Source organism: Acinetobacter sp. A3 (assembly GCF_012371415.1).
Classification (GTDB): domain Bacteria; phylum Pseudomonadota; class Gammaproteobacteria; order Pseudomonadales; family Moraxellaceae; genus Acinetobacter.
This window is the reverse complement of the sequence record NZ_JAAZQW010000022.1, coordinates 23,053-41,670: the sequence shown is the minus strand read 5'-3', so window position 1 is coordinate 41,670 and position 18,618 is coordinate 23,053. Positions and strand designations below refer to the sequence as shown.

Annotated in this window: 14 protein-coding genes and 1 pseudogene; 8 read left to right on the top strand and 7 right to left on the bottom strand. The window is 42.6% G+C overall.

Annotated features, from left to right (window positions below; translation table 11 throughout):
- The 3 genes and pseudogenes from HHA42_RS08590 to HHA42_RS08580 all read right to left on the bottom strand — a co-directional run.
- Positions 1-353, bottom strand: a pseudogene (locus HHA42_RS08590) (biotin synthase); the annotation flags it as partial.
- A 172-nt stretch (positions 354-525) separates the two neighbouring features.
- Complete coding sequence (locus HHA42_RS08585; RefSeq protein WP_168526173.1) at positions 526-2,214, bottom strand: AMP-binding protein; 1,689 nt, start codon at positions 2,212-2,214, stop codon at positions 526-528.
- A gap of 96 nt (positions 2,215-2,310) precedes the next feature.
- Positions 2,311-2,940, bottom strand: coding sequence for a TetR/AcrR family transcriptional regulator (locus HHA42_RS08580; protein WP_092818464.1), 630 nt, complete (start codon positions 2,938-2,940; stop codon positions 2,311-2,313).
- 148 nt (positions 2,941-3,088) lie between these two features.
- Between HHA42_RS08580 and HHA42_RS08575 the strand changes: the two genes are divergently transcribed.
- The 7 genes from HHA42_RS08575 (at position 3,089) to HHA42_RS08545 (ending at position 11,048) form a co-directional block, all read left to right on the top strand.
- Positions 3,089-4,261 (top strand): isovaleryl-CoA dehydrogenase, encoded by a 1,173-nt coding sequence (locus tag HHA42_RS08575; protein ID WP_104487404.1) that lies wholly within the window; start codon positions 3,089-3,091, stop codon positions 4,259-4,261.
- Between the two features lie 34 nt (positions 4,262-4,295).
- On the top strand, positions 4,296-5,897 hold the full coding sequence (locus HHA42_RS08570; RefSeq protein ID WP_004971531.1) for a carboxyl transferase domain-containing protein: 1,602 nt from the start codon (positions 4,296-4,298) through the stop codon (positions 5,895-5,897).
- Positions 5,898-5,908: 11 nt separating this feature from the next.
- A complete protein-coding gene (locus tag HHA42_RS08565) occupies positions 5,909-6,703 on the top strand; it encodes an enoyl-CoA hydratase/isomerase family protein (protein WP_168526171.1) in 795 nt (264 codons plus the stop codon).
- A gap of 18 nt (positions 6,704-6,721) precedes the next feature.
- Entirely contained in the window at positions 6,722-8,716 is a 1,995-nt protein-coding gene (locus HHA42_RS08560) for an acetyl/propionyl/methylcrotonyl-CoA carboxylase subunit alpha (protein WP_168526168.1), read from the top strand.
- Positions 8,713-9,615: a hydroxymethylglutaryl-CoA lyase gene (locus HHA42_RS08555; RefSeq protein ID WP_168526167.1), complete on the top strand. Its 903-nt coding sequence runs from the start codon at positions 8,713-8,715 to the stop codon at positions 9,613-9,615. Before HHA42_RS08560 ends, HHA42_RS08555 begins: the two co-directional genes overlap by 4 nt.
- Positions 9,616-9,700: 85 nt before the next feature.
- Positions 9,701-10,405 (top strand): CoA transferase subunit A, encoded by a 705-nt coding sequence (locus HHA42_RS08550; protein ID WP_168526165.1) that lies wholly within the window; start codon positions 9,701-9,703, stop codon positions 10,403-10,405.
- A 4-nt stretch (positions 10,406-10,409) separates the two neighbouring features.
- A complete protein-coding gene (locus tag HHA42_RS08545) occupies positions 10,410-11,048 on the top strand; it encodes a CoA transferase subunit B (RefSeq protein WP_168461283.1) in 639 nt (212 codons plus the stop codon).
- A gap of 376 nt (positions 11,049-11,424) precedes the next feature.
- Here HHA42_RS08545 and HHA42_RS08540 read toward each other — a convergent pair whose 3' ends face one another.
- The 4 genes from HHA42_RS08540 to HHA42_RS08525 form a co-directional block, all read right to left on the bottom strand.
- On the bottom strand, positions 11,425-12,909 hold the full coding sequence (locus HHA42_RS08540; RefSeq protein WP_168526163.1) for an OmpA family protein: 1,485 nt from the start codon (positions 12,907-12,909) through the stop codon (positions 11,425-11,427).
- Between the two features lie 208 nt (positions 12,910-13,117).
- Positions 13,118-14,353, bottom strand: coding sequence for a dihydroorotase (locus HHA42_RS08535; protein ID WP_168526161.1), 1,236 nt, complete (start codon positions 14,351-14,353; stop codon positions 13,118-13,120).
- Positions 14,354-14,363: 10 nt separating this feature from the next.
- Positions 14,364-15,380, bottom strand: coding sequence for an aspartate carbamoyltransferase catalytic subunit (locus HHA42_RS08530; protein ID WP_168418983.1), 1,017 nt, complete (start codon positions 15,378-15,380; stop codon positions 14,364-14,366).
- A 231-nt stretch (positions 15,381-15,611) separates the two neighbouring features.
- Positions 15,612-15,992 carry a hypothetical protein gene (locus HHA42_RS08525; RefSeq protein WP_168418984.1) on the bottom strand — a complete coding sequence of 127 codons (381 nt, stop codon included), beginning with the start codon at positions 15,990-15,992 and terminating at the stop codon, positions 15,612-15,614.
- Between the two features lie 382 nt (positions 15,993-16,374).
- Here HHA42_RS08525 and rlmKL point away from each other — a divergent pair, with 382 nt between their 5' ends.
- Positions 16,375-18,579, top strand: coding sequence for a bifunctional 23S rRNA (guanine(2069)-N(7))-methyltransferase RlmK/23S rRNA (guanine(2445)-N(2))-methyltransferase RlmL (gene rlmKL, locus HHA42_RS08520; RefSeq protein ID WP_168526159.1), 2,205 nt, complete (start codon positions 16,375-16,377; stop codon positions 18,577-18,579).
- The last annotated feature ends 39 nt before the right edge of the window (positions 18,580-18,618 follow it).

The window sequence follows — 18,618 nt, the reverse complement described above, 5'->3', positions numbered from 1 at the left end:
CGTACCATTTCCAACACATAAGGCATATCACGTTCATGTGGGTTACGCCATGCAGCGCCCATACAAAAACGTGAAGAGCCTGATTCTAAAGCTTCTTTGGCCTCTTGAATGACTTTTTCAACGGCAATGCGTTTTTCAGCTTCTAGTTGTGAATCATAATGCGCAGACTGCGAGCAGTATTTACAGTCTTCAGGGCATTTGCCTGTTTTAATGGACAATAAGGTACTGACTTGTACAGTATTGGCAGCAAAATGTTGGCGATGCATACGCTGTGCTTCAAAGACCAAATCTAGAAAAGGCTGTTCATATAACTGCTGAATTTCTTCTCGGGTCCAATCATTACGTACGGTCATCATTTTCATCCTTGATCATTGCGCTTCGCTCTTATACTTTGCGGTATCTTTTCACTATTGAGCAGACGCTATATTTTTGATTTTATTTACCCTTTATCTCCACACAAGAAATAAAGGGTGTGTACTGACAACATAACATGCGGATGCACCACTTATTGTCTTAATAAAGACCTTAAGCGATTTCCTTTAAATTTAACTCTTCACGCATAAATTCACGTAATTTAAATTTCTGTGCCTTGCCTGAAGCAGTCATTGGAAATTCACTAAAGAAGCGTACATAGCGTGGGACTTTATTGTGCGAAATGTGTTCTGCACAATATTTACGAATCGCCTCTTCGGTACATTCATGGTGTTCATGCAAAATAATACAGGCACACAGCTCTTCGCCATAACGATGATCTGGCACACCAATCACTTGCACATCACAAACTGCATCGTGGGTATATAAGAAATCTTCAATTTCTTTCGGGAATAAATTTTCTCCACCCCGAATCACCACATCTTTAATGCGACCTTTGATTTTCACAAAACCTTCATCGTCCATTTCTGCAATGTCGCCTGTGTGCATCCAACGTGCAACATCAATCACTTCTTGAGTTTTGTCGTGCTCATCCCAATAACCTAGCATTACCGAATAGCCACGCACACACAACTCACCCAATTGCCCACGTGGTACGACTTTGCCATCTTCATCCACAATTTTAACTTCCAAGTGTGGATGCACACGGCCAACTGTACTGACACGGCGTTCTACCGAATCATCCGTCGAACTTTGTGCGCTCACAGGCGCTGTTTCGGTCATGCCATAACAAATGGTGATTTGTGACATGTGCATGCGGTCTATCACACGTTGCATAATTTCTTGCGGGCATGGACTGCCTGCCATAATGCCTGTACGCAAGCTAGACAAATCAAATTCATCAAACTGCTCATGCTCTAAAATGGCAATAAACATGGTTGGCACACCATAAGCAGCTGTACATTTTTCTTGCTGAATGGCTTTTAAGGTATCGAGTGGATTAAACACTGCAGATGGATAGACCATGGTTGAGCCATGTGTGATACAGGCCAAATTGCCCATCACCATCCCAAAGCAGTGGAATAACGGCACTGAAATACATACACGATCTTGCGGACTTAAATGAATCGCCTCTCCCACAAAATAACCATTATTTAAAATGTTGTTGTGAGTCAGCATGGTACCTTTCGGATTGCCTGTCGTACCTGAGGTAAATTGAATATTAATGGTTTCATCAAACTGCAATTCACTGGCAATTTGATCCAGCTTTTTCAGCATGTGTGTGGTTGGACTTGGTAGTAAATCCTGAAAACGATGAATACCTGTATGGCTCTGTTCATCAATTTTAATCACATGCTTTAAATGTGGTAAACGCTTAGCATTGAGGACTTTGTTTTCTGCCAGACACAGCTCAGGCGCAATTTTGGTGAGAATTTCCTGATAATTGGTGCTTTTAAATTGCGATGCAATAACCAAACCCTTACAGGAAACCTTGTTCAGCACAAATTCCAATTCATTGCTTTTATAAGCAGGGTTCAAGTTGACCAAAATCACCCCTGCCTTGAAGGCTGCGAATTGAGTGATTGTCCATTCCACGCAATTCGGAGACCAAATGGCAAGGCGGTCACCTTTCTTAAAACCGAGTTTTAATAAGCTACAGGCAAAGGCATTGACCTGTTGCTGGAGTTGCTTATAAGTCAAACGCACATTTTGATGCACGCTTACCAAAGCATCCTGATCTGCATATTGCTGGCAAGCCTGATCAAACTTTTCACCAATAGTCATACCTAACAAAGGCTGATTACTGGTGCCATAGGCATAACTTAACCGTACTTGTGTCATTGAATCGATCTCCTTGATTCTTTGTAATTCTGTTTTCCAACACTATTAATTGTTCTATGACGACGATTACTTTTTTGCCTATTCTGTGCGTTGTTCTTATTTCCCTCCTTCTTGTTTCCGCACTGCATTCACACAAAAATCGGCAATTTGTTTGACAAAGTAATCTTTATAATTTTGATCAAACATTACATTGCGAGAAGGATTCAAAGGTTCAATCACCACAAAGGTCATGGATCCAACCACACCTAAAGCTGCAGTGTTTAAATCTTCAAAATCAAACTCACCATTGACTTTTCCTTCAGCCAAAATTTCCTTGATGCTTTGTTTGATCAGTTGTTTACTGCGAAAACGCTCATGTTCCATTTCTGGGTCTACAGGCTCGAACATTAACGAATACGCCAATTGGGGGCTGTTCATCGCACGCTTCACAAAAGTTGTAACTGATTTTTGCAATTTTTGTTTTGGCGTTAAATCTGACTTCGCAATGTGGTCCAAAATTTCAACTTCACGACGAATAGCAGCCGATAAAACTTCAATCAGAATCTGACTTTTATTTTCAAAGTAGCGATACACCAAACCTGTGGAAACACCAGCGCGTTCTGCAATGGCTTGTATAGACGCTTCTTTAAAGCCCCCATGAGCAATAAGTTCACGAGCAGAATCTAAAATCGCGTTGCGATTTTGTTCCATACGTTCCTGCATCAATGATGATCTTTTATAACTCATATCTTATTCTCAACCAGATAAAATGAATTGTAAATCATTTTGTGAATTTTAGTTCACTTTTTTAAATTTTCGATGTATGTTAGAACCTAAGCACAACAAGAATGCTTGTTTTAGGAACAACAAATATAACCTCAGGATGGATGAATACATGAATTTACAAAGCTTAGACTTCGGTTTGGATGAAACCTTAATCGCACTGCGTGATTCAATCGCTGCTTTTTGTGCAAAAGAAATTGCACCCATTGCACAACAGGTCGATCGTGATAACGAATTCCCTGCCCAGCTTTGGAAAAAATTTGGCGATATGGGCTTACTTGGCTTGACCGTGAGTGAAGAATACGGCGGCACCAACTTAGGCTATTTGGCTCACATCATTGCCATGCAAGAAATTTCTCGTGCATCAGCATCCATTGGTTTGTCTTACGGTGCTCATTCTAACCTATGTGTGAACCAAATTAAGCGAAATGGGACAGAAGAACAGAAGCAGCGCTATTTACCAAAATTAGTTTCAGGTGATTATGTCGGTGCATTGGCTATGTCTGAACCCAATGCAGGCTCAGATGTCGTCAGCATGAAGCTAAAAGCAGAAGATAAAGGCGATCATTACTTACTTAACGGCGCAAAAATGTGGATCACCAATGGTGGTGATGCCGATGTTTTGGTGGTGTACGCTAAAACTGATTTACAAGCAGGTGCCAAAGGCATGACGGCATTCCTGATTGAAAAAAATATGCCTGGTTTTAGTCATGGCAGCCATTTAGATAAACTGGGTATGCGTGGCTCGAATACCTATCCACTATTCTTTGACAATGTAGAAGTACCCAAAGAAAACGTCTTGGGTGGTGTAGGCAATGGCGTAAAAGTATTAATGAGCGGCTTAGACTATGAACGTGCTGTTTTAAGTGCTGGTCCTTTAGGCATTATGGATGCCTGCATGGACACCGTGATTCCTTATATTCATGAGCGCAAACAGTTTGGTCAGGCACTAGGTGAGTTTCAGCTGATGCAAGGCAAAATTGCCGATATGTATTCAACTTGGCTGGCATGTAAAGCACTCGTTTATGCCGTAGGCGCAGAATGTGACAAAGCTGAACACAGCCGCAGTTTACGTAAAGATGCAGCCAGTGCAATTTTATATGCAGCAGAAAAAGCCACTTGGATGGCAGGTGAAACCATTCAAACTTTGGGTGGCAATGGCTATATCAACGAATTCTCTGCAGGACGTTTATGGCGTGATGCCAAACTCTATGAAATTGGCGCAGGTACTTCAGAGATTCGCCGCATGCTGATTGGCCGTGAACTGTTTAACGAAACTGCCTAAAGAATAAATCACAAAAATAGACAAGGATGTTGGCATGAATCAATTACAGAGCAAAATTAATATTCGCAGCGACGAGTTCAAAAACAATCAGGCTGCTATGCAAGCATTGGTCGATGACCTGAGAGAAAAAGTCCAAAAAATTGCTTTGGGTGGTGGTGAAACGGCACGCCAAAAACATTTAGACCGTGGCAAATTGTTGCCACGTGAACGGATTGACCACTTAATTGATCCTGGCACCGCATTTATTGAAATTGGTCAGTTGGCTGCGTATCAGGTCTATCAGGATGATGTACCTGCTGCGGGTGTGGTTGCAGGCGTGGGTCAGGTGAATGGCGTGACCTGCATGATCATTGCCAACGATGCCACCGTAAAAGGTGGAACTTATTACCCACTGACCGTAAAAAAGCATTTACGCGCACAGGAAATTGCAGAACAGAATCACCTGACTTGTATTTATTTGGTCGATTCAGGCGGTGCATATTTGCCGTTGCAAGACGAAGTCTTTCCAGACCGTGATCACTTCGGCCGCATTTTCTATAATCAGGCCCGTATGTCAAGCATGGGTATTGCCCAAATTGCAGTGGTGATGGGAAGCTGTACTGCAGGTGGCGCTTACGTGCCTGCCATGTCAGATGAAACCATTATTGTGCGTAATCAGGGTACGATTTTCTTAGGTGGCCCACCGCTGGTAAAAGCTGCAACTGGTGAAGTCGTTTCAAGTGAAGACTTGGGGGGGGGTGATGTGCACACTCGCCTTTCAGGTGTGGCAGACCACTTAGCAGAAAATGATGAACATGCCTTGGCGATTGCCCGTAACATTGTGGCGAACTTAAACAAAAAGCCAAACCCACAACCAGAGCATGTAGAAGCACCGTTATTTGATGCCTCTGAACTGTATGGCATTGTACCGACTGATGCACGTAAACCATTTGATGTACGTGAAGTGATTGCCCGCATTGTCGATGGTTCGCGTTTTGACGAATTTAAAGCCCGCTTTGGCACTACATTAATTACGGGTTTTGCCAAACTCTATGGTATGCCTGTCGGAATTATCGCCAATAATGGCATTTTATTTTCCGAGTCAGCACAAAAAGGTGCACACTTTATTGAACTGTGTACCCAACGCAACATTCCCCTGCTATTTATTCAAAATATCACAGGCTTTATGGTTGGCCGCCAATACGAAAATGAAGGCATTGCCAAAAATGGTGCCAAACTGGTGATGGCGGTGGCGACAGCCAATGTACCTAAACTGACTTTAGTGATTGGCGGTTCTTTTGGTGCAGGTAACTATGGCATGTGTGGTCGTGCCTACTCACCACGCTTTATGTGGACATGGCCAAACTCACGTATTTCGGTGATGGGTGGCGAACAGGCATCGAGTGTTCTTTCAACATTAAAACGCGACCAGATTGAAGCCAAAGGTGGTAGCTGGTCTGCAGAAGAAGAAGACCAATTTAAACAGCCAATTCGTGATCAATACGAGCGTCAGGGTCATCCATATTATGCTTCTGCACGTTTATGGGATGACGGTGTGATTGATCCTGCTCAGTCGCGTGAAGTGTTGGCTTTAAGTTTGGCTGCTGCTCTAAATGCCCCAATCCAACCGACCAAGTTTGGCGTGTTCCGCATGTAAGAGGTGACAAAATGGATTATCAATTTTTACAACTCGAACAGCAAAATCAAGTGGCTACGGTTTGGATTAATCGTGCGGAGCTTCACAATGCCTTCAATACCCAAGTGATTGAAGAATTACATGCCTGCTTTCTGCAGTTGAATACGCGTGAGGATGTGCGTGTCGTAATTTTAGCTGGACGCGGCAAAAGCTTCTCTGCAGGCGCAGACCTGAACTGGATGAAACAGGCAGGTCAAGCCTCTGAAGCAGAAAACCAAGCCGATGCCTTAAAACTGGCGAGAATGCTGCAAAGTTTAGCCACTTTAAAGCAGCCGACTATTGCCCGCGTGCATGGCATTGCCTTTGGTGGTGGTATGGGCTTGGCCTCTGCCTGTGATATTTGTGTTGCCAGCACGGATGCCAAATTTGCTACATCCGAAGTACGTTTAGGACTGGCTCCATCCACGATTAGTCCGTATGTAATTCGTGCCATTGGTGCACGTCAGGCATCCCGCTACTTTTTAACGGCAGAACGTATTTCTGCAGAACAGGCTCGGCAGATTGGTTTGGCACATGAAGTGGCAGCACCAGAACAGCTAGACAGCAAAATTGATGACATTGTACAAGCCCTCTTACTGGGTGGCCCAGACGCACAGCATGCCTCTAAACAACTAATTCAGATGGTCAATCAGCAAGTCTTGACCGAAGACTTATTGCAACAAACTGCACAGCATATTGCGCATATTCGCCAAGGAGATGAGGCGAAAAATGGCTTAAATGCATTTTTGAATAAACAAAGCCCGGCTTGGATCAAGACCACGGCATAATAAAAGAAGGATCGCACTATGTTTGAAAAGATTTTAATTGCCAACCGTGGTGAAATTGCCTGCCGTGTGATTCGTACGGCAAAAAAACTCGGTATTGCCACGGTCGCAGTCTACTCAGATGCTGATGCACAATCACAGCATGTCAAACTGGCAGATGAAGCCATTTATATTGGCGAATCCCCTGCGGCACAAAGTTATTTACAAGTTGACCGTATTATTCAGGCGGCTAAAAGTACCGGTGCGCAAGCCATTCATCCGGGTTATGGTTTCTTGTCTGAAAATGACCAGTTTGCCCTTGCCTGTAAAGACAACAATATTGTCTTTATTGGCCCGCCTGTTGAAGCCATTCTAGCAATGGGGCTTAAGGCCACTTCTAAAGCTTTAATGGAAAAAGCAGGCGTGCCACTAACGCCGGGCTACCACGGCACCAATCAGGATGCAGCTTTCTTAAAGCAACAAGCCGACAGCATTGGCTATCCGGTATTGATTAAAGCCAGCGCAGGCGGTGGTGGTAAAGGTATGCGTCTGGTTGAACGCAGTGAAGACTTTCTGATCTCACTTGCCTCATGTAAGAGTGAAGCACGCTCTAGTTTTGGCAATGAAGATGTACTAATTGAACGCTATGTGATTCAGCCACGCCATATTGAAGTTCAGGTTTTTGGCGATACTCACGGCAACTATGTGCACTTATTCGAGCGTGATTGCTCGGTGCAACGTCGTCATCAAAAAGTGCTTGAGGAAGCGCCTGCGCCTAAAATGCTAGAAGATAAACTCGAAACCATGCGCCAAGCTGCGATTGATGCTGCACGTGCCGTGAATTATGTAGGTGCAGGCACTGTCGAGTTTATTGTCGAGCAAGATGGTACGGCGTATTTCATGGAAATGAATACCCGCCTACAGGTAGAACACCCAGTCACTGAAATGATTACAGGACAGGACTTGGTAGAGTGGCAATTGCGAGTGGCCTTTGGTGAACCATTACCAAAACAGCAGCATGAATTGCAGATTCATGGTCACGCCCTTGAAGCACGTGTCTATGCCGAAGAACCAGAAAAAGGCTTTATTCCTGCCATTGGTCAAATCAGCTACTTGCATTATCCAGAGCAAAATGATGCTGTACGTGTAGATAGCGGCATTGTAGAAGGCGATGAAATCAGCACCTACTACGACCCAATGATTGCCAAACTGATTGTCTGGGGCAAAAACCGTGAAGCAGCATTGACGCAAATGCACCATGCTTTGGGTCAGTTCCATGTCGATGGTTTGGGCAACAACATTGCCTTTTTAGATCGCTTAGTACTGTGTGATTCTTTTAAAAATGCCAATTTGGATACAGGGCTTATTCAACGTGAGGAAGCATTTTTACTTAATGCAAAACCTGAAGTGGCTACCGAAACGATTGTTGCTGCTGCGTTAATTGAAGTATTGTCTCGTATTCAAAACAACAAAGCGGCAAATAGCGCTGTTTGGCAAAAAGATCTCTTCTGGCGTTTAAACCTACAAAACGCCCATACAGTGCAATTACAGTGCAATGACCAAACACTCAAAATTCAATTAAAACCGCAATCATCAGGTTTTGAAGCACACTTCAATGGGCAAACACTGAACGTTCAGGGCAAGCTTTTAGATGCGCATCGTCTACAGCTTTGTGTGAATGGTCAGCAACAAAAATTGGCTTTCAATCAAAACGCCCAAGGCATCACCCTATTCCAAAATGGTCAGCGCCATGTGTTTGGCTATGTGCAAGCTAATTTTAAAGGTGATGATCAACAAGACAATGACAACAACTTGACCGCACCAATGCCAGGTGTGATTACCCAAGTCTTGGTCGCAGCCAATGCTCGTGTGAAAAAAGATGATGTGTTAATGACCCTTGAAGCCATGAAAATTGAATATTCAATTCGTGCACCTTTTGATGGCATTGTGGCAAGCTCATATTTCCAAGCAGGTGATCAGGTCAAAGCCGGTGATGAACTGGTCGAGTTTGAAGCCTTGACGGAGGAAGTTGCATGACTGAATTTGTCAAAATTGTAGAAGTTGGACCACGTGATGGTCTGCAAAATGAGAAAACACCACTCACATTGGCAGACCGCAAAAACCTGATTTTGGATTTAATGCAAACGGGTTTAAAAAACATCGAAGTTGGCTCCTGTGTTTCAGCTAAATGGGTACCGCAAATGGCAGACAGCGATGTGCTGTTTGCCGAGTTACCCAAAGACCCGAACATTCAATTCAGTTTACTCACGCCAAATTTAAAAGGTTTTGAGTCGGCTTTAGCAGTCGGTTGCAAAGAGGTTGCGGTTTTTACCGCAGCTTCTGAAAGCTTTACCCGTAAAAACATCAACTGTTCGATTGATGAGAGTCTGGAAAAGTTTAGTGATGTGATGCGCCTCGCCAAAGCACATGATATTCAAGTACGTGGTTATGTATCTTGTATGGTGGACTGCCCTTATGAAGGTGCAATTGAGCCGAAACAGGTCGCTAAAGTCACTCAGCAATTATTGGACATGGGGTGTTATGAAGTGTCCTTGGGTGAAACCATTGGCACAGCAACCCCAGACCGTGTACAAAAAGTTTGGAATGCTTGCTTGGCACAAGTTGATGCCAAAGTTCTGGCAGGTCATTTTCATAATACTTACGGTATGGCAATTGCCAATATTTATCAGTCACTCTTGCAAGGCATTCGGGTGTTTGATTCATCCATTGCAGGTTTAGGCGGTTGCCCATACGCCAAAGGTGCTTCGGGCAATGTCTCGACTGAAGATTTGTATTACCTACTCTCTAAGATGGGCTTTGAAACGGGTATTCAGGTGGATGCTTTAATGCAAGCCAGCAGCAATATCAGCGAAGTATTGCAGCGCAACAATCCATCCAACTATGCCAATGCCTATTGGCAAAAGGCCTGTGCTTAAATCCTAAATCTGTAAGAACAATGCTTTATAAGCTACAAATACAACGGCAAGTGAATGCCGTATAGAAAATAAATAGAGGTGACAAATGTCCAATAAAGTATATGACAGCGCACAAGCGGCATTAAATGGTGTGGTGCAGGATGGACAGACCTTAGCGGTTGGTGGTTTTGGTTTATGCGGTATTCCTGAAGCCTTGATTGCCGCGTTAAAAGCCACAGGTGCGAAGCAACTGACCTGTATTTCCAACAATGCAGGGGTCGATGGGTTTGGTTTGGGTCTATTGCTTGAAACCAAACAAATCAAAAAAATGATTTCGTCTTATGTCGGTGAAAATAAAGAATTTGAACGCCAATTTTTAAATGGCGAATTGGAGGTCGAACTCACCCCACAAGGTACACTGGCTGAAAAATTACGTGCAGGCGGTGCAGGTATTCCTGCATTTTTCACTCCTACAGGTGTTGGTACGGTCATTGCAGAAGGCAAAGAAGTCCGTAAATTTAATGGCAAAGACTATATTTTAGAAGAATCCTTAACGGCAGATGTCGCTTTAGTTAAAGCCTATAAAGCAGATAAGGCTGGCAATTTGATTTTCCGTAAAACTGCCCAAAACTTTAATCCAGTCTGTGCCATGGCGGGCAAAATCACCATTGCAGAGGTTGAGGAAATTGTAGAGATTGGCGATTTAGAACCCGATGAAATTCACCTCCCGGGGATTTATGTGAATCGCATTGTCCTGAATGCAACTCCAGAAAAACGTATTGAACAAATGACTTTAAAGGCGGAGGCTTAATCACATGGCTTGGACGCGTAATCAAATGGCGCAGCGCGCCGCACAAGAATTAGAAGATGGTTTTTATGTCAATTTAGGTATTGGTTTGCCAACACTGGTAGCCAACTATATTCCTGACCATATTAATGTCTGGTTGCAGTCTGAAAATGGCTTGCTCGGTATTGGTGAATTTCCGACTGAGGCTACGGTAGATGCCGACCTGATCAATGCTGGAAAACAGACAGTCACCGCGCGTAAAGGTGCCGCCTTTTTCTCTAGTGCAGACTCATTTGCCATGATTCGTGGCGGGCACGTCAATATCGCCATTTTGGGTGCAATGGAAGTTTCAGAAACTGGCGATCTGGCCAACTGGATGATTCCAGGCAAGAAAGTTAAAGGTATGGGTGGTGCAATGGATTTGGTTGCAGGCGTGCAAAAAGTCGTGGTACTGATGGAACACTGTGCCAAAGATGGCACCCCTAAAATTGTATCGCAGTGCAGTTTACCGCTTACGGGTAAAGCGGTGGTGCATCGTATCATTACCGATTTAGGCGTTTTAGATATTACTCCACAAGGGGTAAAACTGGTCGAACTTGCACCTGATGTCAGCTTTGATGAAATTCAAAAAGTTACAGGTGTAGCCTTAGAAAAAATAGCGGCTTAATGTACTTTCTGCCTTTTAATCCCCCTCTCCTCAGCAAGTTTTGAGGCAATGCTTTAAAACTTGCTGAGGAGAGGTTTTATTTTATATTGACTCTCAGACTTTTTTACTAAACATCTTTCATACATCCGTTTAAGCGCATAATTCAGTCCCCCCTCATCCTAACCTTTTCCCTAAGGAATAGGGACTTCCAATAATCATTGAATTGATCATTTATGATTAATTTTTGATTTATGAAAACGTTCTACTTAACTCAAAAATCATTTTCAATTTTGATATTTGAATAATTTTTCGATATTAATCAGCAATAAAAAAAGCCCTCACTTCACAAAGTAAAGGCTGAGTACAAAGTCAATGCTACAAGAAAATGAAACCGTTTTTAAGGTTGTGCTACCTTCTGTTCCACTACACCTGCATCTTCCACACTACGCACCGTACCTGTATCTACATTCAATACTTCAAACTCAATACGGCGGTTTTTAAATTGACCTTCTGGGGTTGCATTGGCAGCAATTGGTTGTTCTGACCCAAAGCCAACTGCTTGCAACTGACCTGGGTTTACACCACGTGATACCAAATAATCCACCACAGCCTGCGCACGTTGTTGTGACAAGGTTTTATTGGCATTTGCATCACCCACGGCATCGGTATGCCCTTTGACCGTTAAATGAACTTGTGATGCACGCTGCATCAATACCGCAGCCTGATCTAAAATAGACTTATTGGCTTCTGGAATTTGTGTAGATGCAGAGTCAAAATTAATAATTTGCATATTCAATGCAGTCGCAATATCCAAGGCTTGAATATTGTCAGGATTAATCGCAGCTAAAGCCTGTTCAGCATTGCTAATACTTGTAGTAACAGCATGATTGACATCTGTTTGCGCAGTTTCTACCGGTTGCTGAGTTACCACCGTCATGTTTTTAGCCAATGGACGGATTTGACTCGCCAAGCGCTCTGCATCAGCAGGATTAGCTGCCTGAATTGAAAGTTGATTACCTACCCAATTTAAATTGACATTCGGTACACCCTTCAGCATTTTTAAAACACTCGGAATAACGTCTTGATCAATAAACTCTGAGTGATAATTTGCATAATTTTCCGCACCACAACCCGTTGGATGATTGAAAATTTGCTTCACCTCTTTTTGTAGAATTTCCATATAGCTTGGATTATTCAGCAAAATTTGACAGGTAATTAAATTGCCATCACTGCCCGTACTGACTTGTAACATTGCAGCCTGATTAGCTGCCACTTGTGTCTGCGTGGTTGCAGGGACTTGATCACGATCACTACATGCGCGGAATAAAAATGCCAATAAGCCAATTAAAATAATTAAAGCCAAAATTGGCAATAACCACGAACGACGTTCTTCTATGGGTTCAGCCACAACCACTTCTGGCGCTTGGTGCACCGTCTGTCCTGCAGCATTATTTACGCCTAAAGCCGCCAATAATGCTGTTGCCCATTGAGGTAAAGCTGCCTGAATTGAATCTAAATTGTTTTGCAATAAATGTTGAATCGCAACTGGGTCTGATGAGCCTGCCTGATTTTCAAGAAAGTTTAAGCTAGGTGCAATTGAACGATTCAGTGTATTTTCAATTTCGGCTTGTGGTGCTGTGCCACTCACCATATCCATAAACTGCTGTTTTAAAGACAAGTTTGAACCAAAGACATCGCCCACACGAGGGTTAAGCTGTCGATGCAAATTATCTATTAATTCAGGACGTGAATTTAAAATAGACAATAAAATGGGATAAAAGCTATTCAGTGCCTGATTTTTTTCAAGCAAATGCTGGGTTTCCCCTTCTAATACAATAGATGAGACACTTTGTTTGAGTAGGTCAATAAAATCTGTTTGCATATACAGCCCTCTTTTTTGTCTTTGTTTTCAAGTTGTTTTTTAGTATATATGCTTAAAATTTAAACAAATGTAATAAATTATGGTGTTTTGATTTTGTTATGAAATTTGCGTCAACGGAGTGTTGGCTTTCTATTTTTCAATCGCATAAAAAAGCCAGCCGAAGCTGACTTTTATCTAAACTTGAAAATAAAATATCAATCAGAGCAAATTAAGCTGTAAAAACGCGTAATGCCTTGCCTTTCACCACTTGGTTAATTAAAGGCGTATTTTTACCTTGTGACACAATTGTTTCTTTGTTCAGTGTCCATTCCACTTCAGGATCAACCAAGACCCAACCTGCTTCTTGTTCCCAGCGACTTTGCATTTTTGCCACACGTGCAGGAGCAAGCGTCACTTTTTCCACCCATTCCAACGGACTGAACAAGCCTTCTTGAATCAACTGAATTCCAAATGGAATATAGGTATCAAAGGCAGTGAAACCCGACAAGGTATCAGCAAATGGCGCCATTTTGGCAGAACTGTTTAATGGTTCGTGGTGGGTACAAATTGCATCAATCACACCATCTTTTACGCCTTGACGTAACAAGTCTTTGTCTTGCTCTGAACGTAATGGTGGACGCACATGCGCCAAAGAGTTAAAGCCATCAATAATGTGATCGGTTAAATGCAATTGATGCATCGCTACATCGCAAGTCACTGGTAAACCTTTGGCTTTGGCATTTTTAATCAGCTCAACTGATGCCCCGCATGACAATAAACCAAAGTGTGCACGTACACCTGTAGCTTCAATCATGAGTAGATATTTAGCAATTGCCACGGTTTCTGCCAAAGTTGGAATCATAGGCAAACCCTGACGTGATGCAATAAAGCCTTCATGCACACATCCATCTTTAGCAATTTGCGGTTCTTCGGCATAAAACACCACGGTCATGTCCAAACCTGCAGCATATTCCAGTGTGCGAATCACGACATCATCATCTTCAAAAGGCGCATTGGCATTGGACACTGCACTACAGCCGCCTTTTTTCAGTCCCGCCATATTGGCAGGCTGCTTGCCGTTTAAACCTTGAGTTTGTGCACCAATCACTTCTAAATAAATGCCGCCATCCAACATGGCTTTTTCGACCAAACCATGAATAAGTGCGCCGTTATCTTGCACAATGGGTTTAGAATCAGGTGGGGTAAATAAGTGCAGGATGCCATTTTCACGGGCAGCCTTGCCTTCAGATTTGAGTGTGCCGTGCTGTTGCTGACCAGGTTCACGTAAACGTGCGCATAAATCCACCATGGTTGGCATGAGCCATTGGCCTTGGGCATCAATGCTTTCGCTAATATCTGCACTTTCTGCAACCAACTTGCCATTTTCAAGATATACCGTTTGCACGCGATCAATTTGCTGGATTGGGTCAAGCACACGTACATTTTCAATTTTTACAATCGCCATGACTTTTTCCTTATACCGCAATCGCGTCAATCAAACCTTGTTCTTGCAACTGACCTTGCATCGCCAAAGCCAATACCGCCATACGTACCGCAATACCGTTGGTCACCTGATTTAAAATCACCGATTGAGGGCCATCGGCAATACTCGAATCAATTTCTACGCCACGGTTCATTGGGCCAGGATGCATCACAATACAATTTGGTTTGGCAAGTGCCAAACGCTCTTTGTTTAAACCGTACATTTTGTAGAATTCGGCTTGTGAAGCGAGTGCAGGCGAATCAATACGTTCATTTTGAATACGCAGGGTGATAATTACATCGCAATCTTTAATGCCATCTTCCATTTTGTTAAATAAACGCACACCAGCGCCATATTCATCAAAACCGTAAGGTAATAAGGTATTCGGTGCAATCACGCGAATATCTTTACAGCCTAAAGTTTGTAAGGCTGCCACATCAGAACGTGCAACACGTGAATGTTTAATATCACCAATAATCGCCACGCTTAATTCTTCGTAAGGACGTTGTGTTTCACGGCGAATCGTCAACATATCCAACATGGCTTGAGTCGGATGCGCATGACGGCCATCACCTGCATTAATAATGGCAACATTTGGGCATACAGTTTTGGCAATAAAATGTGCCGCACCTGAAGAAGAATGGCGTACCACGAAAATATCCGCTGCCATCGCCTCTAAGTTCCACAAAGTATCACGTAAAGTTTCACCTTTAGAGGTACTTGAACGGGCGATATCAATATTGAGTACATTGGCAGAAAGACGCTTGGCTGCGGCTTCAAATGTGGTGCGGGTACGGGTAGAGTTTTCGAAGAACAAGTTCATCACCGTACGCCCTTCCAGCAAATTATTGGTGATCAGTTGATTTTGTTCATTGAAAAAGGACTGTGCTGTGTCCAGAATTTTAGTAAGGGTTTCTTTGGAAAGACCTTCGATGGTCAAAAAGTGTTTTAAATGCCCATCTTTATTCAATTGAATCTGGCTCGGAGTATGCAATGCCGCCAAATGCATGAGAGATTCCTTATACGTTAAGTTAACGCATTATACAGAAATTGATTTATCAAAGCAGTGCCCGTTGGCGTGATTTCAGCAAAAGAAATGGATGATTTTAAAAATTAAGTCAGTGCTATACATCTAGACTTTCAATGAAAAAATACATTTTGTAAAAACTCAGCACTCGCTCTGCACTTCAAATTTCAGGTCTTTTTGAAAGCAAATCGAGTGCTCGACGCCAAATGCCTTCTAGCGTAATGCACCAATATAATGATGTGCGACCTGTGCTTGATAAATTTCTTCTTCTGTTGGTTCGTGCGTCTCTTCTAAACTGTCTGTTAGCTCCTCACTCTCTTCTTTTTTATCTATGCTTAGATCATTTTGAATATCATTGGTTCGATCATACTGCGGTGCCAATTTCACTAATATTGCTTCCAAACGAGATGTCTGATGATGCAGTTCAGCATCTTGTGTCGCCAAAGCCAACTGCACCACATAACGTGCGTAATCGGTATTTTCCACTAAATACATCACATCTATTACACGTCCACTCACACGTCTTAAACGGGTATAAATTAAAGTTGCAACCGAAAAAAGTTCACTTTGACCAAGCGCATGCAATGTACTCATCTGAATATAACCCCTTATATTTTTGCTTTTAAAATGCTTTTTTCATTTGCATGAAGTTCAGTATGCAACTCACATTTAAGCACTCAAACACGATGTGTATTTGCAGCTTGAACTCATGCCACCAAGTATTAGCAAGATGCGTACCAATCATGTGAATATTCAGATATTTAAAAACCAATAAAAAGCGTTAACCATAAAATGTGATTAACTTGATCTCGTTCCATTAGTGATAATTTTTGTGATATCCATGGCGAATGTAGATTTAGCCAAGACACTTATTCAACACCGTTTAAAATTCTGCTGATTTCAGGCTAAATCACTAAGTTTTACCACACAAAATACGTTAAAATAGCCGATTGCTGAATTGCTTTTGGAAATTTTCATGAATTCGAAACCCCGTCTTTCTACATATTGGGTCACCTGTGCAGATGGACTTGAAACCTTACTTCAAGAAGAAATGCAAGGTTTAGGTATTCAAAATATCGAACGTTTACCGGGTCGTTTAATTTTCAAAGGCACACTCGAAAATGCCTACCGTGTCTGCATGTGGTCACGTCTGGCTTCTCGGGTACTCACCCCTATTCATACCCATGAAATTGAATTCAGTCACGATGCACGCGATGTTGCCGAAGAGCTCTATGAAGGTGCGCTTAGCTTTGACTGGTCACTGATTTTTGCACCACAAAGTACATTTGCAGTGCGTTTGCATATCGAACGTGACATTAAAGTAAATAGCCAGTTTGCAACTTTACGCGTTAAAGATGGCGTAGTGGATTCATTTATGGACGCTGTGGGCAAACGCCCAAGCATCGACATCAAACAGCCAGAAATTACGCTGTATGTTTTAGCAGGGAAAACTGAACACACCTACTGTTTAGATTTATCGGGCGACTCGTTGCATAAACGTGGTTATCGTCGTTTTATGACCGATGCGCCAATCAAAGAAAATCTTGCAGCAGCAATTCTGCAAAAAGGTCAATTACAACACATTCAGCCTGACATCATTTTAGATCCGATGTGTGGTTCAGGTACTTTTATTATTGAAGCTTTAATGATGCTGACTGACCGTGCGCCAGGTCTAGTACGTCGTTTTGGTTTTAATGGTTGGCAAGGTCACGACCATGAATTATGGATGAACATTAAAGCTGAAGCAGCAGAACGCCATCAAACAGCATTACAACAACCGCTGCCTAAATTCTATGCTTTTGATGCAGACTGGGAAGCAGTCAAAGCCACCAAGCAAAATATTATTGCTGCCGGTTTTGAAAACTTGCTCGATCAGATTCAAATTGAAGAACGCACTTTGGCCGACTGGCCAGATTTCCAGGCGGAAGGTAAAAAAGCCTTTATTGTCACCAACCCACCTTATGGTGAGCGTTTAGGTGATAAAGCCTCGAACCGTGCCTTGTATTTGGGTTTATCTGCCCTATTGCAAAAACATTTCCCAAATCAAAAAGCAGCTGTAATTGCTGCACAGGTCGAACAAGCCGATGTACTGGCATTTAATGACCCTCAAATTCTACGTTTGATGAATGGTAAACTGCCAATTTACGTACGTTTTGGGACAATCAAACCTGCAACAGTAGCACGTCCATTCTTAGCTGACTGGCAACCTCAGCAATTTGAACCGATTGAAGGTGCAGAAGACTTCACTAACCGATTGCAGAAAAATATGCAAAGCCTGAAAAAATGGGCTGTGAAAGACAACGTCTATTGCTTACGTTTATACGATGCAGACTTGCCTGATTTTAATGTCGCAGTCGATTTATACGGCGATCGTTTGCACGTACAAGAATATGCACCACCGAAAAAAATTGATCCTGAAAAAGCCAAAAAGCGTTTTAATCTTGCATTACAAGCAATTCGTGCTGTAACGGGCTTAGGCCGTGATGCTGTATTTATTAAGACACGTGCCCGCCAAGAAGGTAAAAATCAGTACACCAAACAAAGTACTGCTTCTAAGCGTTTTATCGTGCAAGAAGGTCAAGCGAAAATTTTGGTCAACCTGACGGATTATTTAGATACAGGTTTATTCCTAGACCACCGTCAAATGCGTTTACGCATTGCCAAAGAAGCACGTGGTAAGCACTTCCTAAATTTATACAGTTACACCTCAACTGCAAGTTTGCATGCTGCACTTGGCGGGGCTGCAAGCACCACCAGTGTCGATTTATCTAACACCTATTTAAACTGGTCTAAAGAAAACTTCGTACTGAACGGTTTGACTGTAGACCATGCAGATGAACAGCATCAATTCTTTGCTAGCGACTGTTTTGAATGGCTCAAGGAAGGCCATGAGCAATATGAACTAATTTTCATTGACCCGCCAACCTTCTCGAATTCCAAAAAATTCTATGGAACCTTTGATGTACAGCGTGACCACGTATCTTTAATTAAGCGTGCCATGAACCGTCTAACCACAGGCGGCACGCTGTACTTCTCTAACAATTACCGTGGCTTTGAAATGGATGAAGAAATTGAAGCTATGTTTGATGTGCAAGAAATTAGCCATGAAACCATTGGTCCAGATTTCAAACGTAACACTAAAATCCACCGTGCTTGGAAAATCCAACATCCACCTGTTTAAGCAAAACGATTGCTGATAAAACAAAGCCTGTTCAATTGA

Bases quoted from the DNA above. Each gene is read 5' to 3' on its own strand.
- HHA42_RS08560 (WP_168526168.1), top strand. From the start codon at position 6,722: ATGTTTGAAAAGATTTTAATTGCCAACCGTGGTGAAATTGCCTGCCGT.
- HHA42_RS08555 (WP_168526167.1), top strand. From the start codon at position 8,713: ATGACTGAATTTGTCAAAATTGTAGAAGTTGGACCACGTGATGGTCTG.
- HHA42_RS08540 (WP_168526163.1), bottom strand. From the start codon at position 12,909: ATGCAAACAGATTTTATTGACCTACTCAAACAAAGTGTCTCATCTATT.
- HHA42_RS08545 (WP_168461283.1), top strand. From the start codon at position 10,410: ATGGCTTGGACGCGTAATCAAATGGCGCAGCGCGCCGCACAAGAATTA.
- rlmKL (WP_168526159.1), top strand. From the start codon at position 16,375: ATGAATTCGAAACCCCGTCTTTCTACATATTGGGTCACCTGTGCAGAT.
- HHA42_RS08570 (WP_004971531.1), top strand. From the start codon at position 4,296: ATGAATCAATTACAGAGCAAAATTAATATTCGCAGCGACGAGTTCAAA.
- HHA42_RS08530 (WP_168418983.1), bottom strand. From the start codon at position 15,380: ATGCATTTGGCGGCATTGCATACTCCGAGCCAGATTCAATTGAATAAA.
- HHA42_RS08585 (WP_168526173.1), bottom strand. From the start codon at position 2,214: ATGACACAAGTACGGTTAAGTTATGCCTATGGCACCAGTAATCAGCCT.
- HHA42_RS08535 (WP_168526161.1), bottom strand. From the start codon at position 14,353: ATGGCGATTGTAAAAATTGAAAATGTACGTGTGCTTGACCCAATCCAG.
- HHA42_RS08580 (WP_092818464.1), bottom strand. From the start codon at position 2,940: ATGAGTTATAAAAGATCATCATTGATGCAGGAACGTATGGAACAAAAT.
- HHA42_RS08575 (WP_104487404.1), top strand. From the start codon at position 3,089: ATGAATTTACAAAGCTTAGACTTCGGTTTGGATGAAACCTTAATCGCA.
- HHA42_RS08565 (WP_168526171.1), top strand. From the start codon at position 5,909: ATGGATTATCAATTTTTACAACTCGAACAGCAAAATCAAGTGGCTACG.
- HHA42_RS08550 (WP_168526165.1), top strand. From the start codon at position 9,701: ATGTCCAATAAAGTATATGACAGCGCACAAGCGGCATTAAATGGTGTG.
- HHA42_RS08525 (WP_168418984.1), bottom strand. From the start codon at position 15,992: ATGAGTACATTGCATGCGCTTGGTCAAAGTGAACTTTTTTCGGTTGCA.